Below are 21362 nucleotides of genomic sequence, written 5' to 3' on the forward strand. Positions count from 1 at the left end.
CTTTAGGCATTGATTTATCTGGTAGGAAGGATATTTTAGGTTTATGGATTAGTGAGAATGAAGGGTCTAAATTTTGGCTAGGAGTTATGACTGAACTAAAAAATAGAGGTATTTCAGATATACTAATTGCATGTACAGATAACTTAACTGGCATGTCAGACTCTATATCAGCAGTTTTCCCAAAAACACAACATCAGCTATGTATTGTCCATCAGATTCGTAATAGCCTTAAGTACGTGTCATATAAGGATAGAAAAGCTTTAGCAGCAGATTTGAGGCCTATATATACAGCTGTTAATGAAGAGCAAGCACATGAAGCTTTAGAGTCATTTGAAGGGAAGTGGTCAAAGCAATACCCTCATATTGCAAAATCATGGTATACTAACTGGGAAAATTTGGTGATATTTTTAGAGTATCCTGGTGAAATCCGTAAGGTTATTTATACTACGAATGCTATTGAATCTGTTAATAGCCAGTTTCGCAAGGTTACTAAAAATAAGCGGGTTTTTCCTAATGATGAATCAGTTTTCAAAACTTTATATTTGAGTATTGATTATATCACTAGAAAATGGACTATGCCTATCAGAGATTGGAATGCTGCTATTGCACATTTTATGATTAAATTTGAAGATAGGATTGGTAGCCTATGAAAAATTTACACAAAAGTCTGTAAAGGGTCTTGTATTAACCTTTTCATTTAGTCATCATAGCTAACTTGAGAAACTTTGCCACTAATTGCGTCAATAACAACTTTGACTTCTTGATTGTTAGAATCTAGACACTCTACTTTAAATGCCCCCTTAGAGTTTTTAATCTCAGTAATTGTTTTACATCTATCTTTAGGTACAGCTTTTATTGCTTGGCTCATATTTAGCTCTTTTACTTTAGACTTCTGAGCGGGAACTTTTCCTGAAGTTGGATCTATGTATAAACTCTGTTCTTGACCATTTTTATTAATAACTTTTGCCTTATAAATGCCATCATCATATTTTACCTCATTAATCCCATCATACCCTTGAGCATATATATTAGCAACAACCTTACTCAGAGGCACAGCATTTGAAGGAGGAACATCTTCAGCAAAAGCTACCGATGATAATATAGCTACTGATAAAATAATACCTGATACATTTAAAATTATTTTTTTCATAAACGACCCCTTATTTTGTCTTAATCCATTCTCGAGCCTAACATCTCAAGTTTTAAAAATCAATTTCTCAGATTGAAATATAATCAATTACTTTATTACATACCATTCTTTAAAACCATATTTATATACTTATCAATTTGATCTCTCAAAAACTTTACTATTCTTGTTCTATCTTTAAGATATTTCGAGACAATAATTGTTTGCCTATCATGAAAAGTTTTAACAGAAATACCTTTAATCTGCCTCATAAATAATGACTCTGAGATTTCATCATAATTTTCAACTAAAACACCCGCTGCTAGATTATTCTGTATTAGTTTTATTTTTTGACTATCATCTTCAACTATATACCTAGCATTCTTTATTAAAAAGTTGGAGCCATCTTCATCAAATGTAAAATTTAAGCTTTGATCATTTATAGTATCTCTTCTAAAAGCAAAAGGGACCTTTAATATATTCTTTGGTTTTTTATCTAAATTATATTGCTTAATTAATTCTTCTCCTGCATAAACTCTCGATGGTAAGCTAGCTGAGTCAATATTTGCACATATTATCCATCTATCTTGATCAATTTTATCTAGATCTTTAGAGGTTATAATAGCAATATCATAATTATTTAAGTGGTAAAAATAAGTATTTGACTGATACAGTAAATAGCTATCAAAAGTAAATGTGTATGTTTTATTTTTATCCATTTCATGCAAATTTTGCAATAAATAATTTATAAATACTCTCGTACCAAAAACCCTTATATAACTTAGTTTATCTATACCTCTATGCTTAGCACTTAAAATACTACTTTCTAAATCTGTATAAAGACGATGACAAGATGAATAATATTTCATACCATCTGTTGTTATATCTATTTTATTACTGGTCGCTTGTGTTAATTTAACTCCTAAGAAAGATTCTAATATTTCAAGCTTACTTCTAACAGTATTAATCTCTACAGAATAAAAATTTTTGACAGCAGTATATGACCCAAGCTCGACTAAAGAGATAAAATATCTTGTCCCTTCAATAATATTCCTGTCGACAACTTCCTTAACAACATCTTTCATATTAAATCGTCTCAACAAAATAGTTCAGGTTTATTACAATATTAACAGAATTAGCACTTATAAATATTATTTTTAAATTATGCCTTCATTATAAAGATGATTTTAATTCAAAAACACTTAAAAAACTTTAGTTTATATCGATTTAACATTATTAAATAAACTTTCTATCTTTAAACATTTAAGGTCTATAAAAAATTTCTCTTGATTTATAAATTTTAGCTAGTAAAATAAACAGACCTTTTAGTTCCTGAATTTTATAATAAGCAAATTTTTAGCTTTATTTCTATTTTAAGGAAGCGTAATTGTGATACAGAAATTCAAAAAGAGTCTTATTTTAGCTAGCGTATTATTATCCTATGGATTAGGATATTCAGATAACTCTCAAAATGTTGTTTCTCAAGGAGGTCCATTAGGCGCAACAAGCATTGGAGCTCAAAACCTTAACAATAATTCAAAGTCTACAAACTCAGCAAGTAAAAATCAAAATGATGAAAAAGTTAATGAAAAGGAGCTTTTATTAAAATTACAGAAACAGGTACAAGTTTTACAAGGCCAATTGAAACAAATAAAATCCCAGGCCCAAACAAATCAATTTAAAAACACATCTGGAGATAGCTCACAATTTGCTACATATAGTTCAAAAGTTGGCAATAATAGCGACTCCGAAGATATTATTTCTTCAAGTGGCCAAGATAATTTTAATCAATCTCTAGTTAATGGGCAAAGTGCTTCAGACATCATGGAAAATGTTAATGCTAGTAACTCTATAGTTAACCTTGGTAGTAAGTCGCTAGGAGGAGTATTTAACCAAAATGGTGCTATTGATGTTGGTGGAGCCCCAGCAATTACGACTCAAGGTCAAGTTACTTACCTAGGTTCATATTCTGGTAACAACAGTATCCCTATTGGACAGATCTCATCAAACCTTTTTGCATCAACACTATTAGGTCAAAGAGATAAGTTTAGTGATTACTCCGTTTTCTTTGGTGGATTCTTAGAAGCAGATGCTCAAGCATGGTTTGGTAGTAAAAATATATCTCCAAATATAGCTCATAATGGTCAGAATATTTATCTAAAAAATGCAAAACTATATTTTTTATCGAATCTTGGTCATTATGTAACTGCACAGTTTGATTTTGATACAGATGAATCAGGAGCTTTTAGTCTAGGAAATGCATTTGTAATTTTTGGTAATTTAGACACATCACCTTTCTTTGTAACAGCAGGTAGAAATAAACTCTCTGTAGGTTCTTATGGTGGAGGTGGTCCTCTAACTGGTGGTATTACAGGAGCTTTTTTAGCTCCAGGCACAGTAACTAATGTTTCTCTAAACTATAAAAATGAGTCGTGGAACGCTAACATTGCTGCTTTTGGTGCTGCTGATAATAGAGCTGACTTTTCTGCTGGCTTATTTTATACCGATAGTTGGACAAGTAACCTTATCGGAGCATTTAATGTTGGTTATGTTTATAATATTGCAGGGGCAGATAACTCACATATCGCAACAGCTCTAAAAAACTCTGGGCAACAGCTTGACGATGTTGGTGCTGTTAATATTGACGCTAACTTAACGTACGGATTATTTGGCGGTTTCCTCCAAGTGAGTAGTGGATGGGCTACTACAACTGATGCAGAAGAGTTTAATGGTGTTGGTAATGGTAATGTTATGGCTGGAGCCTGGTATGTAGGATCTAACTACTCTTTAGTTCTAGGAGGTAGAAATACCAACTTTAACATGACGTATGGTCAGTCATATAATGCTGCAGCTATTCCTATGAGCATCGCAGCATCTCCAGTAGTTGGTGATGACTCCCCATCTGGAATACAAGAACAATGGATAATCTCAGCACAAAGGTCCTACTTTGATGATAATGTTTTATTTGGCCCTGAATATGCATATCAAAAATTATATAACAGCAAACATATGAATACATTTACTCTTGATATGTCAGTGTATATATAAAAATAATAATATTAGAAATTTAATTTGCCTTAAAGTGATCAGCAAACCATAGTTTAAGAGTCTCTTCTCCTAAGTTATCATATACATAAGATAAGAAAAGTTCCGTATCTTTTAAGAAATTCTCACGGTTCTTAAGCATCTCTTTTTTATCTGCTAAAGAATATGGAATATGATGTATAAAATAACCAAAGTTTTCTTTACAAAACTTTTCATAATCTTTAGTAAATAAAATATAAGTATGCCACATATCATCTATTTCTCTCATTTCAGGATGTATAGATAATTTAACATTTTGAATATTATCCCTTCTTAATTTTTCCCTAAGCCAGAAAAATTTCAATAACTCTCTAAAAGCTTCTTTAGCACTAAACTTATTATCAGGATAATCATTATGATATCTCTCGGCAATATAACTAGGTAAGACTATTTTCTGAAGTTCATTAAGAGTGAAGCCTTTACTTGTTTTCATCGAGTTAATGACTTGTTTAACCATGACATCCTTCTACCAAACTACAGCCCATATAAGAGCCCGCTTCTAATTTTGCACGCTTACTAGCAAGTATTTTCTCTATTAAATCTTGTTTATTCATAGCTATTCTCCTCTATTTAATTTATGCAAGTCGCCTAACTCTTTTATACAATGAATTATTTAAAATCTGGAAAAAGAGATTTATATAAATATGGAAGGCGAATATGATTGCGATAATCTATATCAGAATGACCATCATCAAACTCCTGATATTCATGTAAAATATTAAGCTCATTTAACCTCTTATGTAAGATTCTATTCCCACATATCAAATCATCTTTAATACCACAATCAATATATATTCCTTTTAGCTTTCTAAGATTCTCACCATATGTATCCAACATCCTAACAGGGTCTTTCTCATACCATTTTTCTAATACTGAGTGATCAAGCTCTCCTGTAGATATATTTTTAAATGGTAATTTAAATTTAAAAGGCTGGGATTCATCAGGAGCATAAGTAGCTCCTGATGCAATAATGAAAAGAGTATATACCTCTTCTAATGTCAAGTTATGCTGATTCTTCTCCAAGTAGCTAAAAAAACCTTCTAATGTACATCCATGCCTTTCGATAACTTTTCTTGCAGTGTATAAATGAGTTATTTTCCAACTTTCAAAGTATGCGCCTCCAGATAGACATGCAATAGCTCCCAAAAAATCAGGCTTCATCAAGCCATGTACTAGAGCTCCATAACCACCAGATGATTTACCAAAAACTGCACGATAATTTTTATTTTTATATGTATTAAATTTATCCTCAGCGAAAGGTACTATCTCTTCTATAATATAATCCATGTAGTTACCAACAGCAGGAGAATTTAAATATTGATTACCACCATATTTTGTAAATGTATTAGGAAAAATAACTATTGATTCCCCCATTTTCCTGGTATAAATTAAATAATCAAGCCTATCTTTGAAATTCGGAATAAATGGTTCCCAATTCAAGTGAGAAAGACCACAACCTGCGAAACCAGTTAAATCTAAAAATACAGGATATTTTTTTGATTTATCTTCATGGTTATAGCCTTGAGGTATATATACAGCTAATTCTCTAATATAAGGATCTTTAAGAAAGTTATCTTTTAACACATCAGACTCATGTGTAAACCTATGTATGATTCCTCTTTTATCTAATGGAATATCCTTAAGCAAACACTCTCTATGCATACTAATAAAATCCTATTTAATTTTGAGCTCTTTCAGAGTTATCACTAACAACTCTAGCTTATTTATAGAGCAATATTTAGAATACTAATAAATTAAATATATTGGAGTATATGCTAATACAAAAGGCTTTATAGCAACTATTTTCAACCTATAACATAATAAAATATGTCTTAGAGGTTTAAAATCATATGCTAAGCATCATAATTTATTTTGGTGCACTGAGTGGGACTTGAACCCACACGTCCTATGGACACCACCCCCTCAAGATGGCGTGTCTACCAATTCCACCACCAGTGCAAAATAATCAAATTATAAAGTTATTCTTTTTGAGTAGTTTCGCTTTTAGCACCTGATGCTTTAGAAACTTCTTGTTGATACTGATCATATTGACTAGCTATAGACTTTTCAGAACTAGTAGAGCTAGCGACAGTAGGTGAATTAGAACTTTTGCCTAAGTAGCCTAGGCTAAGACAACATACAAAAAATAATGCCGTGAAAAACACCGTCATTTTAAATAAGAAAGATGCTGCACCTTTACTTCCAAAAACAGTGTTTGAAGCACCAGCACCAAAAGATACACCCATATTTGCACCTTTACCCTGTTGTAATAAAACTAATACAACAATTGCAATAGCTGCGATAATATCTATAGTTAAAATTATTCCGTACATATTTTATTTGCTTGATTTATTATTTCGTTAAACTCAGAAGCTTTTAGAGACGCCCCACCAATTAAGCCACCATCCACATCAGGTAGACTTAAGATATCTTTAGCATTTCCAGCTTTTAGGCTACCACCATACACTATTTTCATGTTTTTAGCAAGATTTTCATCTACTTTAGCTACCAATGAACGAATGAATTGATGTGTTTCTTGTACCTGTTCTAGAGATGCTACAACACCAGTTCCTATAGCCCAAACAGGCTCATAAGCAATAACAACTTTTGCTAATTGTTCAGTAGAAAGCTTACTTAATACTAGCTCTAGCTGGGCCGCTAAAACTTGCTCTAACCTACCACCTTCTCTATCTTCTAAAGATTCACCTATACATACAACTGGCACGACAGATGTATCTATAACTTTTTCTAGCTTTTTGAAAACATCTTGATCTGTTTCACCAAATAAAGATCTTCTTTCAGAATGACCTATCAATAAATAATCACAACCAATATCATGTAACATATCTGCTGAAAGCTCACCTGTATAAGCACCATCATCATAAAAAGTAATATTTTGTAAACCTACACCCACATTTTCTGGTAGCTGAGAAATTACTTCCTTAACATATACACTTGATGGAAAAACAGCCACATTAACTTTTGAGCTATCATAATTTACTTGTGAGATACCACTGCAAAGCTCTTTAATGCTTGCAGAGTTACCATTCATTTTCCAATTTCCCATAATTAATTTTTGCATCTCTACACCAACTTTTGTTTTACTTGTTCTACTAAATATTTTGCCTCATTTAATGCCAGAGACTCATCATCTGCTTCAACCATAACTCTTAACACAGGCTCAGTTCCAGAAGGTCTTAACAAAACCCTACCTCTACTAGCTAATCTTTGCTCAACTTCTGCAACATCGCTAGCCATTTTCTCTAAGTCTTGTGATGAAACTTTTCTCGTTAAAGGCACATTAATCAAGGTTTGTTGCATAAGCCCACCTTCTAATTTAAACTCAGAAACAGGTTTATCTGTTTGTGAAAGGATTGCTAACAGCTGTATTGCTGTAAATAAGCCATCTCCTGTTGTACCAAAGTTTAAATTAATCACATGACCTGATGATTCCCCACCAATTTTATAGCCATATCTTTTTAAATCCTCAAGTACATATCTATCACCAACTTTAGAACGCACGAATGGAATATTATTAGCTTTATAGTGATTTTCATAACCCATATTTGTCATCTGTGTACCTACTATTCCAGCAGTACCTCCACAGATATCACTATGTTGAGCAAGAATATTCAAAATCCCATCACCATCAATCTCTTGAGCATTTTCATCAACTATAATTATTCTATCTGCATCTCCATCTAGAGAAATACCTAAATCAGCTTTATGCTCTTTCACAGCTTCCTTGATATTCCCTATACAAGTAGCTCCACAATCAACGTTGATATTTACACCATCTGGATTTGATGCAATTGAAACATAATCAATACCAAATTTATCAAGTAATGCTTCAAATTTATGTGATGCTGCGCCATGTGCACAATCAATAACAACTTTACCTTTATAGTTTACCAATCTTCCAAAACGCTGATGCATTTCAGCCATATACTCATCAACAGAACTCTCTAAAACTTTATAGCTTCCAAACTTATATTCAGGTTGATAAATGAAGCTGCTGTCTATTTTAGCCTCAACCTCTTCTTCTAAGGCATCATCAAGCTTAAAGCCATCAGATGAAAAGAGTTTAACACCATTATCAGTAAATTTATTATGTGATGCTGTAATTACAAACCCAGCAGTAGCTTTATGCTTAACCGTTATAAATGCTACAACCGGTGTTGGCACAACTCCTAAGTCTATCACATCAATTCCAGCAGCATTTAGTCCCGAAACCAAAGCAAATTTAAGAAGTCTTCCTGAGCTACGTGTGTCTTGGCCTACAACCACAAACTTTGGATAACCTTTATCATTAATTAATGAACCAACAGCATTACCTAGTTTTTGCATAAATTCAGCTGTAATGGTTGAATTACCAACCTCACCTCTGATTCCATCTGTACCAAAGTACTTTGCCATATAGTCTACCTCTTAAAACTTTAATAATGCTGAAATATCATAACCTTCTAAAGCTTCTCTACCACCTAAGCCGTCAAGCTCCATAACAAAAATAAGAGATGCTACTTCAGCTTGCGTCTTCTCTATAAGCTTAGTTGTTGCCTTTGCAGTTCCTCCAGTGGCCAATAAATCATCAACGACTAAAACCTTATCTCCAGCTACAAATGCATCTTTATGAACTTCTAAGCTATCACTACCATACTCTAAATCATAACTTATTTTATAAGTATCTCTAGGAAGCTTACCAGGTTTTCTTACCGGAACAAATCCCAAACCTAAAACTTCAGCTAACGCTACTCCAAAGATAAATCCTCTACTTTCTGTTCCTGCAATCACTGTTGGAGTTATGCCTTTTCTTTCCAACTCTTCAGCCATTGCTTGAGCTGTTAGCTTTAAACCATTGGGATCAGCTAATAAAGGAGTTATATCTCTAAACATTATACCTGGCTTAGGAAAATCAGGCACAGCAACAATCTTATCTTTTATAAAATCTAAACTCATGGAAAAATACCTTTTAGAAAAAAATTAAAAAATGAAAAATTATACTTGAAGAAGAATTCTATTTGGATCTTCTAATAGCTCTTTAATCATTTTCAAGAATCTTACAGAAGTGCCGCCATCAATAATTCTGTGATCATAAGATAATGCTAGATACATAATTGGACGAATCTTGATTTCACCATTTACAACCATAGGACGCTCAACAATATTATGCATACCTAAGATAGCACTTTGAGGCGAGTTTATAATAGGAGTAGATAGCATAGAACCATATGTACCACCATTTGTAATAGTGAACGTACCACCTTGCATATCTTCTAAACCTAACTTACCATCACGACCTTTAATTGCTTTATCAAGTACATCATTTTCTAGTTCTGCTAGCGATTTATTATCTGTATCTCTTAAAACAGGAACTACTAATCCTCTATCTGTACCAACCGCGATACCGATATCAAAATAGTTATGATAAACAATCTCATCACCATCAATAGAGGCATTAACATCAGGGAACTTCTTAAGAGCCTCTGTTGCAGCTTTAATAAAGAAAGACATAAAGCCAAGCTTAGTATCATGCTCCTTGATAAACATATCTTTATATTTCTTTCTAAGCTCCATAACTGCTGTCATATCTACTTCATTGAAAGTAGTTAATATCGCATTTGTATGTTGTACTTGTACTAGTCTATTTGCGATAGTTTGACGCAGACGAGTCATCTTAACTCGTTTTTCAAATCTAGGATCTTGCTGTGTAACTGGAGCTGATTGTCCAGCATTACTTGGAGCTGTTGCGGCTTTCTTAACATCCTCAGATGTAATACGTCCTTTCTTACCTGTACCTTGTATATCTGCAGCAGAATCTAGACCACTAGCATTAAATGCTTTGCGTGCAGAAGGTACAAGATGGGGATCAGTATCACCTGAAGTTGCTGCTTGTTGCTCACTAGATTCAGCCGCTTGAGATGGAGCTGCTACAGCACCTTCAGCGATCTTCGCGATCAATTCCGCTGAAAGAACAGTTTCACCAGCAGGTTTTAATATTTTAACTAAGGTTCCATTTGATGTAGCTGGAACTTCTAATACAACTTTATCTGTTTCTATCTCTGCTATGATATCGCCTTCTGAAACAGCATCACCTTCATTCTTATGCCATTCAGAAACTGTACCATCTGCTACTGACTCAGGGAAAACTGGAGCTTTAACATCTATCTCAGCACCTGCTGAAGCTTGTTGCTGAGGTGCCGCTGCCTGAGGAGCACTCTCTTGTTTAGTCTCTTTTGATGATGAAGAAGCATTTGTATCAATATTAGCTAGAGCTTCTTCAGAAAGAACGATATCGCCCTCATTTTTCTTAATATCTTTTAAAACTCCGCTAGCAGTCGCAGGAACTTCTAATACAACCTTATCTGTTTCTATTTCTGCTAAAATATCACCTTCTTCTACAAAGTCACCTTCCTTTTTATTCCACTGAGCTAATGTGCCATCTGCTACTGACTCAGGAAACATAGGTACTTTTAATTCAATCATTTCTTACTCCTAGTAATAATTTATTTTATATTTCTAAAGCTCTACTTATAATCTCTTCTTGCTGCTTAACGTAAAGAGCGTGATAACCAACTGCTGGAGTAGAAGATCTTTCTCTAGCAACACACAGTAATTCTTGATTTTTGCCGACAAGCCTTTCGATAAAGTGTCTAATATTATACCAAGCACCCTTATTTTGAGGCTCTTCTTGTAACCAAATAATTTTTTCTGCATTTTTATATTTAGCAAAAATCTCTGCTACTTCCTCTCTAGGGAAAGGATATAGCTCTTCTAATCTTACTACAGCAATATCTTCATATCCATCTTGCTTCTTAGCCATAAGGTCATAATATACTTTTCCATTACATAGTATTAATTTCTTGACCTTTTCTACTTTAGCATTTGAATCATCAATTACCGGCTCAAACTTTCCTGTAGCTAACTCATCTAAAGACGAAACTGCCATAGGGTTTCTTAGTAAGCTTTTTGGCGTCATTACAATTAGAGGCTTTCTTAAAGGCCTAATCACTTGACGTCTCAATAGGTGATATATTTGAGCTGGAGTAGTAGGTGTACAAACTTGCATATTATTGTTAGCACATGAGCTTAAAAATCTTTCTAACCTTGCAGATGAGTGCTCTGCACCAGCACCTTCTTGTCCATGAGGTAAAAACAGTGTTAATCCTGATAAGATTCCCCACTTTTCCTCTGCTGCAACAAGAAACTGATCTATTACAACCTGAGCAGTATTTACAAAATCACCAAATTGGGCTTCCCAAATTACTAATGAATCTGGACTATAACAACTATAGCCATATTCAAAACCCAAAACACCATATTCTGAAAGAGTTGAGTCTATAATATCAAATCTAGCTTTCTCATTAATATGTTCTAAAGGAATATACTCTCTTTGAGGTGACTTAGTGTCCATATTTTTAACTACAGCATGACGATGCGAGAAAGTCCCTCTACCACTATCTTCACCAGAGATTCTTACTGGGTATCCCTGATCAAGTATTGTTGCATATGCTAAACTTTCAGCAAAGCCCCAGTTTAAAGGAAGCTCGCCGTTAGCCATTTTAACTCTATCTGTAAGAGCTTTTTTAACCTGCATTTGAGCTTTAATATCTTCTGGAACTGAGCTCATTTTCAATGCAAGTTCTTTTAATTTTTCTTTAGATATTGGCTTATAATTATATTTGGTCTCTTGCTTACCAATATATGGTAACCAATCACAAACTTTTAGTTTATCCTTAACAACACTCCTATCAAGGATATCAACTGTAACTTTTCCTTCATCTAGCTTACTACGATACCCTGCTGTAAGCCTAGAAATAAATTCAGCATCAACACTACCTTCACTTACTAGCTTTTCGCCATACTGTTTTAACGTAGTAGGAAGCTTTTTAATTACCTCATACATTTCAGGCTGAGTTCCTGAAGGCTCATCTGTTTCATTATGACCATTTCTACGATAGCACAGCAAATCAATAACAACATCTTTATTGAATTTCATACGATATTCTAAGGCAATATCAGCAACCTTAACTACAGCCTCAGGATCATCACCATTTACATGGAAAATTGGAGCATCAACCATCTTAGCGATATCTGTAGAATAGTTACTACTTCTATTAACACCAAATTTACTACTTGTTGTAAACCCTACTTGGTTATTAACGACTAGATGTACTGTACCACCTGTTCCATAAGCTTCTGTTAATGAAAACCCAAATGTCTCCATTACAATACCTTGACCACAAAAAGCAGAATCCCCATGGATTAATATAGGTAAAACTTTATTATGTGCATTTCCTTCAAGCTTATCCTGAATAGCCTTAGCAGCACCTTCCACAACAGGATCTACAACCTCAAGATGTGATGGGTTAAATGCTAAAGCAATCTTTGCTTCTTTACCATCTATGCTTCTGTAGTTAGAGTATCCCATGTGATATTTTACATCGCCAGATAAACTTTTTTCGCTTTGCTTTCCTTCAAATTCTTCAAATAACTCTTTAGGATTCTTACCTAAAATATTTACAAGCACATTTAGACGGCCTCTGTGAGCCATACCTAATTGCACAAAACGAGTTTCATGTTTAGCAACTGACTTTTCTATAATATGTTGTAGAGATGGAATAAGAGATTCTCCACCTTCTAGGCCAAACCTTTTTTGGCCAACATATCTAAGAGCAAGATATTTTTCTAAACCTTCTGCTGCGACCAGCTGTTGTAAGATCCACTTTTTCTCATCGTTATTAGCAGGAGATGAGTTTTCTATTTTATCTTGTAACCAAAGCTTTTCTTCTTTATTACCAATATACCTATACTCATAACCAACATTTGACTCATAAATAGCTTTCGCTTTTTCAATGACTTCTTTTAATGTCATTGTCTTATTATTAGTAAAATCTCCTAAGTTTACTTGTTCTGACAAATCATTATCAGATAAACCATGAGCAGATAACTCAAGCCCAGAATCTCTATCAAACGTTGTAAGACCTAATGGGTCAATATTAGCTGATTTATAACCATGTGAACGATATGACTTAACTAAAGATTTTGCTTTTAAAGTCACATCATTTTCACCAACAACAATAGTACTACCTGTTTTATGCTTAGCTAAATTTTTAAATTCATCAACTAAGTCCCTATGAACAGTATCAGTTGCTGTAGCTACAGAATCAAAAAAGGACAGCCACTTAGGATCTATCCCATCGTAGTTGCCCGAAATATAATCATCATATATTGATTCAAGATATTCTAGATTACCACCAAAGAACTGCGTGGTATCTAGCCATTGACTAAATTCTGATTGTTTTTTTTCCATATAAATACCTAAATACAGGTTTTAATTTTTTACACATTCTTTTTTAATAATGCAGATCTTATTTTACCAATAGCTTCTGTTGGGTTTAAACCTTTAGGACAAACTGAAACACAGTTCATAATAGTTCTACATCTAAATAGACTAAACGGATCTTTTAAATCCTCAAGTCTTTCTTCAGTAGCTGTATCTCTTGAGTCTGCAATAAACCTATAAGCCTGCAATAACCCAGATGGTCCTATAAACTTATCTGGATTCCACCAAAAAGATGGACAAGATGTAGTACAACAAGCACATAAAATACACTCATATAAACCATCAAGCTTAGCTCTATCTTCAGGAGATTGTAATCTTTCCTTAACAGGAGGTTCATCATCATTTATTAGATAAGGCTTAACTTTCTCATAGTTTTTATAAAACTGCTTCATATCTACAATCAAATCCCTAACAACTGGTAAACCAGGTAGAGGATTTACTTTGATAGGCTGTCTTAACTCTCCAATAGAAGTAATACATGCTAAACGGTTTTTACCATTGATGTTCATACCATCAGAACCACAAACACCTTCACGACAAGACCTTCTCATTGCTAGGGTAGGATCCTGCTCCTTGATCAACTCAAGAGCTGTTAAAACTTTAACACCTTCATTTTCTACTGAAACAGTATACTCATCGTAATAAGGTTTCTTGTCAACTTCTGGATTATATCTATAAATTTTAAATCTTACGTCCATTACATTAAATCCTTGTAATTAGTACTTACGTTCTGCTGGTTGAAAAGCTTTAACTTTAGTTGGAGACATGTTAACACCACGTGAAGATGTTTTATCATCATCCAAGAAGTATAATGTATGCTTCATCCAGTTCTCATCATCTCTATCAGGGAAGTCTACTCTTGAGTGTGCCCCTCTTGACTCTGTTCTTTCTAGAGCAAGTTTTGCTGTAGCTACTGCAGTTAACATCAAGTTATCAAGTTCTAATGCCTCGATTCTCATCATGTTAAATACTCTTGAGTTATCTTCTAAAACAGCATTTTCTAGTCTATCTCTTAGAGCGTATAGTTTATCTAAGCCTTCTTTCATTGTACTCTCTTGCCTAAATACTGAGAAGTACTGCTGCATTGTTTGCTGAAGTTCTTTTCTAAGTTCAGAGATTTTTTCTTTACAACCTCTTTCTTCAGAAGAATCCCACTTCTTAATTCTAGTCGTTGCTTTCTCAATATTTTCTTGAGAAGTTTCTTTTAAAGACATGCCTTCTTTTAAGCTTTGCTCAGCATGCATACCAGCAGCTCTACCAAATACAACCAAATCAAGTAAAGAGTTACTACCTAATCTATTAGCACCATGAACAGATACAGATGCACATTCACCAACTGCGTACAATCCACCAATAACCTTATCTTTACCATTTTCTTGTGTGATAACCTGACCATGTTTATTAGTAGGAATACCACCCATTTGATAGTGACATGTTGGTACAACAGGGATTGGTTTCTCAACAGGATCAACACCTGCAAATGTTCTAGCAAGCTCTCTAACTGTAGGTAATCTTTCATCAATCACATCTTCACCAAGATGCGTCAAATCTAGCCATACACAGTTTGAGCCGCTAAACGTATCACCACGACCTTCCATGATTTCTTGCTGTGAAGCTCTTGATACAACATCACGACAAGCAAGATCTTTCGCATTAGGAGCATAACGCTCCATAAATCTTTCGCCATCTTTATTACGTAGGATACCACCTTCACCACGGCAACCTTCTGTAACTAAAACACCAGCACCCGCAATACCTGTAGGATGAAACTGCCAAAACTCCATATCTTGAAGAGGAATATCAGCTCTTAAAGCTAATCCCATACCATCACCAGTATTGATATAAGCATTTGTACTAGACTCATATATACGCCCAGCACCACCAGTTGCTAATATAGTTAATTTTGATTTTAAGAATACTGTTTCACCAGTTTCTATACATAAAGCAATAACACCAGATACACTACCATCATCTGCTTTTACTAAATCAACAGCAAACCATTCAGTATAAAAGTTAGTCTTATGTGCCAAATTACCTTGGTAAAGTGTGTGCAATAACGCATGACCTGTTCTATCAGAAGCAGCGCACGTTCTTTTCGCCTGATTTGCAGGATCAAAGTTTCTTGACATCCCACCAAAAGCACGTTGGTATATTTTACCATCCTCTAAGCGTGAAAAAGGCATACCCATATGCTCTAATTCAATAATAGATTGTGGCGCATGTTCACACATATACTCAATAGCATCTTGATCACCAATATAGTCAGACCCTTTTACTGTATCGTACATATGCCACTTCCAATCATCAGAAGGAAGATCATCATCAAATTTAATATTCCCTAAAGCTGCCGCAATACCACCTTGAGCTGCAACAGTATGTGATCTTGTAGGAAAAACTTTAGAAACAACAGCAGTTTTAAACCCAGATTGGGATAATTGAAACGCTGCTCTTAGGCCTGCTCCACCAGCACCAATAACAATAGCATCAAATTCTTGTGTAGCTATACTCATAAAAACAACCTCTTAATAGAAAAATAAAATTGTAAATAACCAAAAAAAGCAGAATACATAAACCAAAACAAAACTCAGCATAACAAGAGCTGAAGCCCATGCACACTTAATGTAGTCACCACAAATAATCCATATACCTACCCAAGCATGAAAAAACATTGCTAGATAAGCAATAAGTGTAGCAATTCTAAAGAATATCCCATCAGTAAACAGACCTCTCCAAGAGTCATAGTTTAGATTGCCTGAATGAGATAAGCATAATGCTTCGATCAAGAGATACGCAAAATAAATAGCAATTATTACAGCAGTAACTCGTTGGACGAAAAAGTCCTTAATACCTGAAGAAGTTAAAGAAATTACAGCCATAAGTAGCACCCCCAAAAAATAGCTGATAAAACACCTAGAACAATTACAATTAAAGATGTGATCTTAGCAACTGTCATACTTTCACCAAAACCCATATCCATGATCATATGTCTAATACCAGCATATACATGATAAGTTATTGCAGATAAGAACAACCAAAAAAATATACTCACCCAACTCTTAGTTAGTACAGCAACTGTATCTTCATATCCTGTAGGTCCTGCAAGAGAATAATTCATTCCAACAACCGCTAAAGGTATAGCAATAAGTAGAATCACCCCTGAAACACGATGCAATATAGAACTTATTGCAGTAACAGGGAATTTGTACGATTTTATCGACATTAAGTCAATATTGGTAATTTTTTTCACGCTCGATGTCCCTCCGAAGCAATTTTATAATATAGTAAATAGATTAGACTTAGATCAATGTTATACAACAATCTAATAATATATTTTTGTAGAATCAAATTCAAACTTTTAAGTAAAGTTTTAACCTTATTTTTACCACTAGCAAAAATAAAAAAACTATTCAATACAAAGTTTAAGCAAATAGTATAATTATACTAACAAACTGTTAAAATTCTATTAACAATAACTTTTATTTGCAAAAGATATTTGCAAATGGATAATCTTTAGCTTATTATTCCCCTGTGGCGATACCGAATTAGTATTATTCACTTAACAGCTGGTGTCTTTTTATTGCAATCTCTATATTGCGAAACCACATTTAATTATGATTTTTCATTAACTCTCTTTTTACGTGGAGGCCAATTCTAATGAGCAAATACGCAACGCTTAAATATGCGGAAAAAAATATTGATATAGAATTACCGGTATACTCTCCTAGCCTAGGTAATGACTGTATAGATGTATCATCTCTTGTAAAGCATGGAATTTTTACTTATGATCCTGGATTCATGTCAACAGCTGCTTGTGAATCAAAAATAACATATATTGACGGAGGAAAAGGCGTTCTTCTTCACAGAGGTTATCCTATTGAAGAATGGACTGAGAAGTCTAATTATAGAAGTCTTTGTTATGCACTAATATATGGTAAGCTACCATCTGATGAACAAAAAGAAAATTTTAGAAATGAAATTATTTCTAAAATGACTGTATGTGAGCATGTTAAAGCTGCAATATCATCAATGCCTAAACACACTCACCCTATGTCTGGCTTAATTGCAGGTATTAACGTTTTAGCTGCTGAGCATGTTAAAAATGGTCAGAAAGAGACTCAAGAAGAAGTTGCTAAAAATATTGTAGCAAAAATCGCAACAATTGCAGCAATGTCTTATAGACATAATCAAGGTAAAAAACTACTTGATCCTAAACCTGAATATGGTTATGCAGAAAACTTCATTTATATGATGTTTGCTGATGATGAAAACTACAAGCCTGATGAACTACATGTAAAAGCAATGGATACAATCTTCATGCTTCATGCTGATCATGAGCAAAATGCTTCTACATCTACTGTAAGATTATCAGGCTCAACAGGAACATCTCCATATGCTGCTATTATTGCAGGTATTACAGCTTTATGGGGACCTGCTCACGGTGGAGCTAATGAAGCAGTTCTTAAAATGCTATCTAAAATAGGTAGCGTTGATAATATCGACACATACATCGCTAAAGCTAAAGATAAAGATGATCCATTTAGATTAATGGGCTTTGGTCACAGAGTATATAAAAATACTGACCCAAGAGCTACAGCAATGAAGAAAAACTGTGAAGAGATCTTAGCTAAACTTGGTAATAGCGATAACCCTCTATTAACAGTTGCTAAGAAATTAGAAGAAATCGCATTACAGGATGAGTTCTTTATTCAAAGAAAACTTTTCCCTAATGTTGACTTCTACTCGGGTATCATCTTAAAAGCTATGGGAATTCCGGAAGATATGTTCACAGCAATATTTGCTCTTGCTAGAACATCTGGATGGATATCTCAATGGATTGAAATGGTTAATGATCCAGCGCAAAAAATTGGTCGCCCTAGACAGTTATATACTGGAGAAACTAGTAGAGACTTATAATAATTCCTTTTAATCAATCTATTTACTTTTTCTATAATTTAAATTAGTCTTCTATTAGTTTACCTATAAATTAATATGAATTTAAAATGACTAATAAACCAACTTTAACACAAAAGCTAACAGCTCCTTTTAAGCAAGCTAAAATGTTTAGCATGCTTATATTAGGTTACGCCTCTGGATTTCCTTTGATGCTTACTGCATCATCTTTATTTCTTTGGTATAAAGATAATGGAATAGAAACTAAAGACATTGGTTTTTTAACTCTCATTGCTGTGCCATATACTTTTAAATACTTGTGGGCCCCCTTTTTAGATAGAATAAAAATACCAAAGTTTGGTCGTCGTAAAGGCTGGATACTTCTAACACAAATTATACTGATTCTACTAATAGCAGCCATGAGCAGGTTTTCTCCTGCAAATTCTCCTTTTATAATAGCCTTTATTGGTCTTCTAATATGCTTTACATCTGCCACTCAAGATATTGCTATAAATGCATATCAGACTGAAGTTCTAACAGAATCAGAAAAAGCTTTAGGTAATGCTGTGGCTGTGATGGGATATCGTATAGGTATGCTTGTAACAGGATCGATTATCTTAATTATAGTAGAAAAGCTAAACAATAACTGGAACTTAGCATGGTTGATGATAATACCATTTTTCATCATATGCCCTCTCTATACACTTATATTAAAAGAAAGCCAATATCAGCAGCTGGCCCCAAAAAATTTCAAGGAAGCATATACACTACCTTTTATTGAGTTCTTTACTAGGCAAGGTTTTTATACAGCTCTTATAATCCTTGTGATTCTTATTACATATAAACTTGCTGATGCTATAGCCTTCTCATTAAACTCCTTATTCTTTGTAGATCTTGGATTTGATAAAACCACAATTGCTGTTGCATATAAAGCTTTTGCTTTAGCTCCCTCGATAGCCGGATTAGTTATAGGAGGCTTAATCGCGAAGAAAATAGGTATCTATAAAAGCTTCTTATATTTTAGCATTATTATGGCATGTGCCAACCTAACCTATGCATTACTAGCTGTAGTTGGTAAAAACTATTACCTAATGGTTTCATCAGTAGGCGTAGAGTACTTTTGTGGAGCAATGGGAACAGCCATACTAGTTGCTATGATAATGAGTCTTGTCAATGTAAAATTCTCTGCAACTCAATTTGCAATTTTAAGCTCAATCGATTCTCTAGGGAGAGTTTTTGTAGGACCTGTTGCTGGATATATCCAAAGCATTTATCGCTGGGAAGGATTATTTATATTTAGTTTTATCGTAGGAGTTATAATTTCTATAGTTATTTACTTATTTAAAGATAGGATTAAATTAATGGCAAATCTTGAATAAATCTGTGCTTATTTTTTATTAAGAAATATTGATATAATAAAAACTGCCCAAGGAATCAATAGAACCAATAAGACTATATTCATTGTAACTTTAGTAATTTTAAGACTAGGAAATAGTATTACTATTAACATTCCAACAAATATTAATAGCACACCAACAATAAAAGAAACTAAAGATAATTTACCTTTAAACATGGATATTAATTTGCAAACTGCTCAGATACGAATTCCCAGTTAACGATATCCCATAAAGCCTCAACATGCTTAGGTCTAGCATTACGATAATCAATATAATAAGCATGCTCCCAAACATCAAATGTTAATAACGGGCGCTTATTATCAGTTAAAGGGCAACCTGCGTTACTTGTACTAACGATCTCTAACTTACCTGTTGAGTCTTTAACTAACCAAGCCCAACCAGAACCAAACGTAGTTACTGCAGTTTTAGAAAACTCTTCTTTAAACTTATCAAAAGAGCCAAAAGTCTCTACAATAGCTGCTTTTAATTGGCTCGACGGCTCTGTTTTATTTGGAGAAAAGCAGTTCCAGTAAAAAGTATGGTTATAAACTTGAGCAGCATTATTAAATAAGCCACCTGAGGCTGTTTTAATTATCTCTTCTAAGTTTTTACCTGCATGCTCAGTACCTTCTACCAAGTTATTCAAATTAGTAACATATGTCTGATGATGCTTACCATAATGATACTCTATAGTTTCTTGTGAAATTACAGGCTCTAGTGCATCTTTAGCATAAGGTAGTTTTGGTAATTCAAATTTCATTTGCATACTCCTTTTAATTATTTTTAAAATATTTGTAACGTTTTGATACTATACCAATTTAATATAATATGCTATCATCTTTTAAACTAAATTTCTAAACTTACTTAGCCAATAAACAAAAGGAAACTTTGCAATGTATACACCAGAAGAGCAAAAAGTTGTAGATCGAATCGAAAAACAAATAAAAGAAAATGATATTATCTTATATATGAAAGGCTCTCCTAATTTACCTCAATGTGGTTTCTCTGCTCATACTGCTACAGCTGTAAGAGCTTGTGGAAAACCATTTGCTTTTGTAAATATTTTAGAGAACCCAGACATAAGAGCTATCTTACCAAAATACGCTGATTGGCCAACATTCCCACAACTTTGGGTCAAAGGTGAACTAATTGGTGGTTGCGATATAATTATGGAAATGAAAGATTCTGGCGAACTTCAAGAATTAATAGATTCAATATAATCTCTATACTACCCTATCTATTACTTAACACATTATTCAATTTTCATATCCAATTTAACAAAGTAATTAATCATCTAAAACTTTCACCCAGGCATCACTACCATATTTGCCTAATGGACTATATGCAAACTCCTTACATAGGCTTGATTCAGGCCCAACTTTACATCGATAATGCTCACCCCTTGCAATCACGACCTCTCCTCCTTTATAATTTTTAATACCTTCAGGGAGTGTTGCAATCTAAGCAATAATTGGAGTAAATTTTGAAAATCTACATTTCTTGTCTAAAAAATGACTATAGC

Annotated in this window: 21 protein-coding genes and 1 tRNA gene; 5 read left to right on the top strand and 17 right to left on the bottom strand. The window is 33.8% G+C overall.

Going from position 1 to position 21362, the window contains the following annotated elements; translation table 11 throughout:
• Positions 1-650 (top strand): IS256 family transposase (locus AB8E56_RS07505; protein ID WP_329479670.1); only part of this gene is annotated, 650 nt, incomplete at its 5' end.
• 47 nt (positions 651-697) lie between these two features.
• On the opposite strand, the gene AB8E56_RS07510 is transcribed toward AB8E56_RS07505, so the two are convergent.
• Both AB8E56_RS07510 and AB8E56_RS07515 read right to left on the bottom strand, forming a co-directional pair.
• On the bottom strand, positions 698-1150 hold the full coding sequence (locus tag AB8E56_RS07510) for a PepSY domain-containing protein (RefSeq protein ID WP_329479672.1): 453 nt from the start codon (positions 1148-1150) through the stop codon (positions 698-700).
• A 95-nt stretch (positions 1151-1245) separates the two neighbouring features.
• On the bottom strand, positions 1246-2211 hold the full coding sequence (locus AB8E56_RS07515; protein WP_329479674.1) for a LysR family transcriptional regulator: 966 nt from the start codon (positions 2209-2211) through the stop codon (positions 1246-1248).
• Between the two features lie 304 nt (positions 2212-2515).
• Between AB8E56_RS07515 and AB8E56_RS07520 the strand changes: the two genes are divergently transcribed.
• Positions 2516-4174 carry a DUF3573 domain-containing protein gene (locus AB8E56_RS07520; protein ID WP_329479677.1) on the top strand — a complete coding sequence of 553 codons (1659 nt, stop codon included), beginning with the start codon at positions 2516-2518 and terminating at the stop codon, positions 4172-4174.
• A gap of 19 nt (positions 4175-4193) precedes the next feature.
• On the opposite strand, the gene AB8E56_RS07525 is transcribed toward AB8E56_RS07520, so the two are convergent.
• From AB8E56_RS07525 to sdhC, 13 genes are all read right to left on the bottom strand, one after another.
• Positions 4194-4667: a hypothetical protein gene (locus tag AB8E56_RS07525; RefSeq protein ID WP_329479679.1), complete on the bottom strand. Its 474-nt coding sequence runs from the start codon at positions 4665-4667 to the stop codon at positions 4194-4196.
• A gap of 152 nt (positions 4668-4819) precedes the next feature.
• Positions 4820-5872, bottom strand: coding sequence for an alpha/beta hydrolase-fold protein (locus AB8E56_RS07530; RefSeq protein ID WP_329479681.1), 1053 nt, complete (start codon positions 5870-5872; stop codon positions 4820-4822).
• Between the two features lie 211 nt (positions 5873-6083).
• Positions 6084-6169 (bottom strand) — tRNA-Leu (locus tag AB8E56_RS07535).
• Between the two features lie 20 nt (positions 6170-6189).
• Positions 6190-6543: a preprotein translocase subunit SecG gene (secG, locus tag AB8E56_RS07540; protein ID WP_329479683.1), complete on the bottom strand. Its 354-nt coding sequence runs from the start codon at positions 6541-6543 to the stop codon at positions 6190-6192.
• A complete protein-coding gene (tpiA, locus tag AB8E56_RS07545) occupies positions 6531-7292 on the bottom strand; it encodes a triose-phosphate isomerase (RefSeq protein WP_329479685.1) in 762 nt (253 codons plus the stop codon). Before tpiA ends, secG begins: the two co-directional genes overlap by 13 nt.
• A 2-nt stretch (positions 7293-7294) precedes the next feature.
• A complete protein-coding gene (gene glmM, locus AB8E56_RS07550; RefSeq protein ID WP_329479687.1) occupies positions 7295-8626 on the bottom strand; it encodes a phosphoglucosamine mutase in 1332 nt (443 codons plus the stop codon).
• Between the two features lie 12 nt (positions 8627-8638).
• Positions 8639-9166 carry an adenine phosphoribosyltransferase gene (locus AB8E56_RS07555; RefSeq protein WP_329479689.1) on the bottom strand — a complete coding sequence of 176 codons (528 nt, stop codon included), beginning with the start codon at positions 9164-9166 and terminating at the stop codon, positions 8639-8641.
• A gap of 39 nt (positions 9167-9205) precedes the next feature.
• The gene (gene odhB / locus AB8E56_RS07560) at positions 9206-10693 is read right to left on the bottom strand and encodes a 2-oxoglutarate dehydrogenase complex dihydrolipoyllysine-residue succinyltransferase (protein ID WP_329479691.1); all 1488 of its coding nucleotides are present in this window, start codon (positions 10691-10693) and stop codon (positions 9206-9208) included.
• A gap of 25 nt (positions 10694-10718) precedes the next feature.
• A complete protein-coding gene (locus AB8E56_RS07565; RefSeq protein ID WP_329479693.1) occupies positions 10719-13520 on the bottom strand; it encodes a 2-oxoglutarate dehydrogenase E1 component in 2802 nt (933 codons plus the stop codon).
• A gap of 29 nt (positions 13521-13549) precedes the next feature.
• A complete protein-coding gene (locus AB8E56_RS07570; RefSeq protein WP_329479695.1) occupies positions 13550-14251 on the bottom strand; it encodes a succinate dehydrogenase iron-sulfur subunit in 702 nt (233 codons plus the stop codon).
• An 18-nt stretch (positions 14252-14269) separates the two neighbouring features.
• The gene (sdhA, locus tag AB8E56_RS07575; protein WP_329479697.1) at positions 14270-16063 is read right to left on the bottom strand and encodes a succinate dehydrogenase flavoprotein subunit; all 1794 of its coding nucleotides are present in this window, start codon (positions 16061-16063) and stop codon (positions 14270-14272) included.
• Positions 16064-16075: 12 nt separating this feature from the next.
• A complete protein-coding gene (gene sdhD / locus AB8E56_RS07580; protein ID WP_329479699.1) occupies positions 16076-16444 on the bottom strand; it encodes a succinate dehydrogenase, hydrophobic membrane anchor protein in 369 nt (122 codons plus the stop codon).
• A complete protein-coding gene (sdhC, locus tag AB8E56_RS07585; RefSeq protein ID WP_150467510.1) occupies positions 16420-16800 on the bottom strand; it encodes a succinate dehydrogenase, cytochrome b556 subunit in 381 nt (126 codons plus the stop codon). The genes sdhD and sdhC overlap by 25 nt, the downstream gene beginning before the upstream one ends.
• Positions 16801-17207: 407 nt before the next feature.
• Between sdhC and AB8E56_RS07590 the strand changes: the two genes are divergently transcribed.
• Positions 17208-18467: a citrate synthase gene (locus AB8E56_RS07590; protein ID WP_329479702.1), complete on the top strand. Its 1260-nt coding sequence runs from the start codon at positions 17208-17210 to the stop codon at positions 18465-18467.
• An 86-nt stretch (positions 18468-18553) separates the two neighbouring features.
• Positions 18554-19822: an MFS transporter gene (locus AB8E56_RS07595; RefSeq protein ID WP_329479704.1), complete on the top strand. Its 1269-nt coding sequence runs from the start codon at positions 18554-18556 to the stop codon at positions 19820-19822.
• A 199-nt stretch (positions 19823-20021) separates the two neighbouring features.
• Here AB8E56_RS07595 and AB8E56_RS07600 read toward each other — a convergent pair whose 3' ends face one another.
• Positions 20022-20600: a Fe-Mn family superoxide dismutase gene (locus tag AB8E56_RS07600; RefSeq protein WP_329479706.1), complete on the bottom strand. Its 579-nt coding sequence runs from the start codon at positions 20598-20600 to the stop codon at positions 20022-20024.
• 133 nt (positions 20601-20733) lie between these two features.
• Between AB8E56_RS07600 and grxD the strand changes: the two genes are divergently transcribed.
• A complete protein-coding gene (grxD, locus tag AB8E56_RS07605; RefSeq protein ID WP_329479708.1) occupies positions 20734-21060 on the top strand; it encodes a Grx4 family monothiol glutaredoxin in 327 nt (108 codons plus the stop codon).
• Between the two features lie 66 nt (positions 21061-21126).
• On the opposite strand, the gene AB8E56_RS07610 is transcribed toward grxD, so the two are convergent.
• A complete protein-coding gene (locus AB8E56_RS07610) occupies positions 21127-21252 on the bottom strand; it encodes a hypothetical protein (RefSeq protein ID WP_329479710.1) in 126 nt (41 codons plus the stop codon).
• Positions 21253-21362: the final 110 nt, after the last annotated feature.

Source organism: Francisella sp. 19X1-34, from assembly GCF_041102755.1.
In the GTDB taxonomy this organism is placed as follows: domain Bacteria; phylum Pseudomonadota; class Gammaproteobacteria; order Francisellales; family Francisellaceae; genus Francisella.

Excerpts from the sequence above, each read along its gene's own strand:
- AB8E56_RS07590 (WP_329479702.1), top strand. The coding sequence starts at position 17,208 with ATGAGCAAATACGCAACGCTTAAATATGCGGAAAAAAATATTGATATA.
- grxD (WP_329479708.1), top strand. The coding sequence starts at position 20,734 with ATGTATACACCAGAAGAGCAAAAAGTTGTAGATCGAATCGAAAAACAA.
- secG (WP_329479683.1), bottom strand. The coding sequence starts at position 6,543 with ATGTACGGAATAATTTTAACTATAGATATTATCGCAGCTATTGCAATT.
- AB8E56_RS07570 (WP_329479695.1), bottom strand. The coding sequence starts at position 14,251 with ATGGACGTAAGATTTAAAATTTATAGATATAATCCAGAAGTTGACAAG.
- AB8E56_RS07525 (WP_329479679.1), bottom strand. The coding sequence starts at position 4,667 with ATGGTTAAACAAGTCATTAACTCGATGAAAACAAGTAAAGGCTTCACT.
- AB8E56_RS07555 (WP_329479689.1), bottom strand. The coding sequence starts at position 9,166 with ATGAGTTTAGATTTTATAAAAGATAAGATTGTTGCTGTGCCTGATTTT.
- AB8E56_RS07510 (WP_329479672.1), bottom strand. The coding sequence starts at position 1,150 with ATGAAAAAAATAATTTTAAATGTATCAGGTATTATTTTATCAGTAGCT.
- AB8E56_RS07515 (WP_329479674.1), bottom strand. The coding sequence starts at position 2,211 with ATGAAAGATGTTGTTAAGGAAGTTGTCGACAGGAATATTATTGAAGGG.
- AB8E56_RS07565 (WP_329479693.1), bottom strand. The coding sequence starts at position 13,520 with ATGGAAAAAAAACAATCAGAATTTAGTCAATGGCTAGATACCACGCAG.
- tpiA (WP_329479685.1), bottom strand. The coding sequence starts at position 7,292 with ATGCAAAAATTAATTATGGGAAATTGGAAAATGAATGGTAACTCTGCA.
- AB8E56_RS07595 (WP_329479704.1), top strand. The coding sequence starts at position 18,554 with ATGACTAATAAACCAACTTTAACACAAAAGCTAACAGCTCCTTTTAAG.
- sdhA (WP_329479697.1), bottom strand. The coding sequence starts at position 16,063 with ATGAGTATAGCTACACAAGAATTTGATGCTATTGTTATTGGTGCTGGT.
- AB8E56_RS07600 (WP_329479706.1), bottom strand. The coding sequence starts at position 20,600 with ATGAAATTTGAATTACCAAAACTACCTTATGCTAAAGATGCACTAGAG.
- AB8E56_RS07530 (WP_329479681.1), bottom strand. The coding sequence starts at position 5,872 with ATGCATAGAGAGTGTTTGCTTAAGGATATTCCATTAGATAAAAGAGGA.
- odhB (WP_329479691.1), bottom strand. The coding sequence starts at position 10,693 with ATGATTGAATTAAAAGTACCTATGTTTCCTGAGTCAGTAGCAGATGGC.
- glmM (WP_329479687.1), bottom strand. The coding sequence starts at position 8,626 with ATGGCAAAGTACTTTGGTACAGATGGAATCAGAGGTGAGGTTGGTAAT.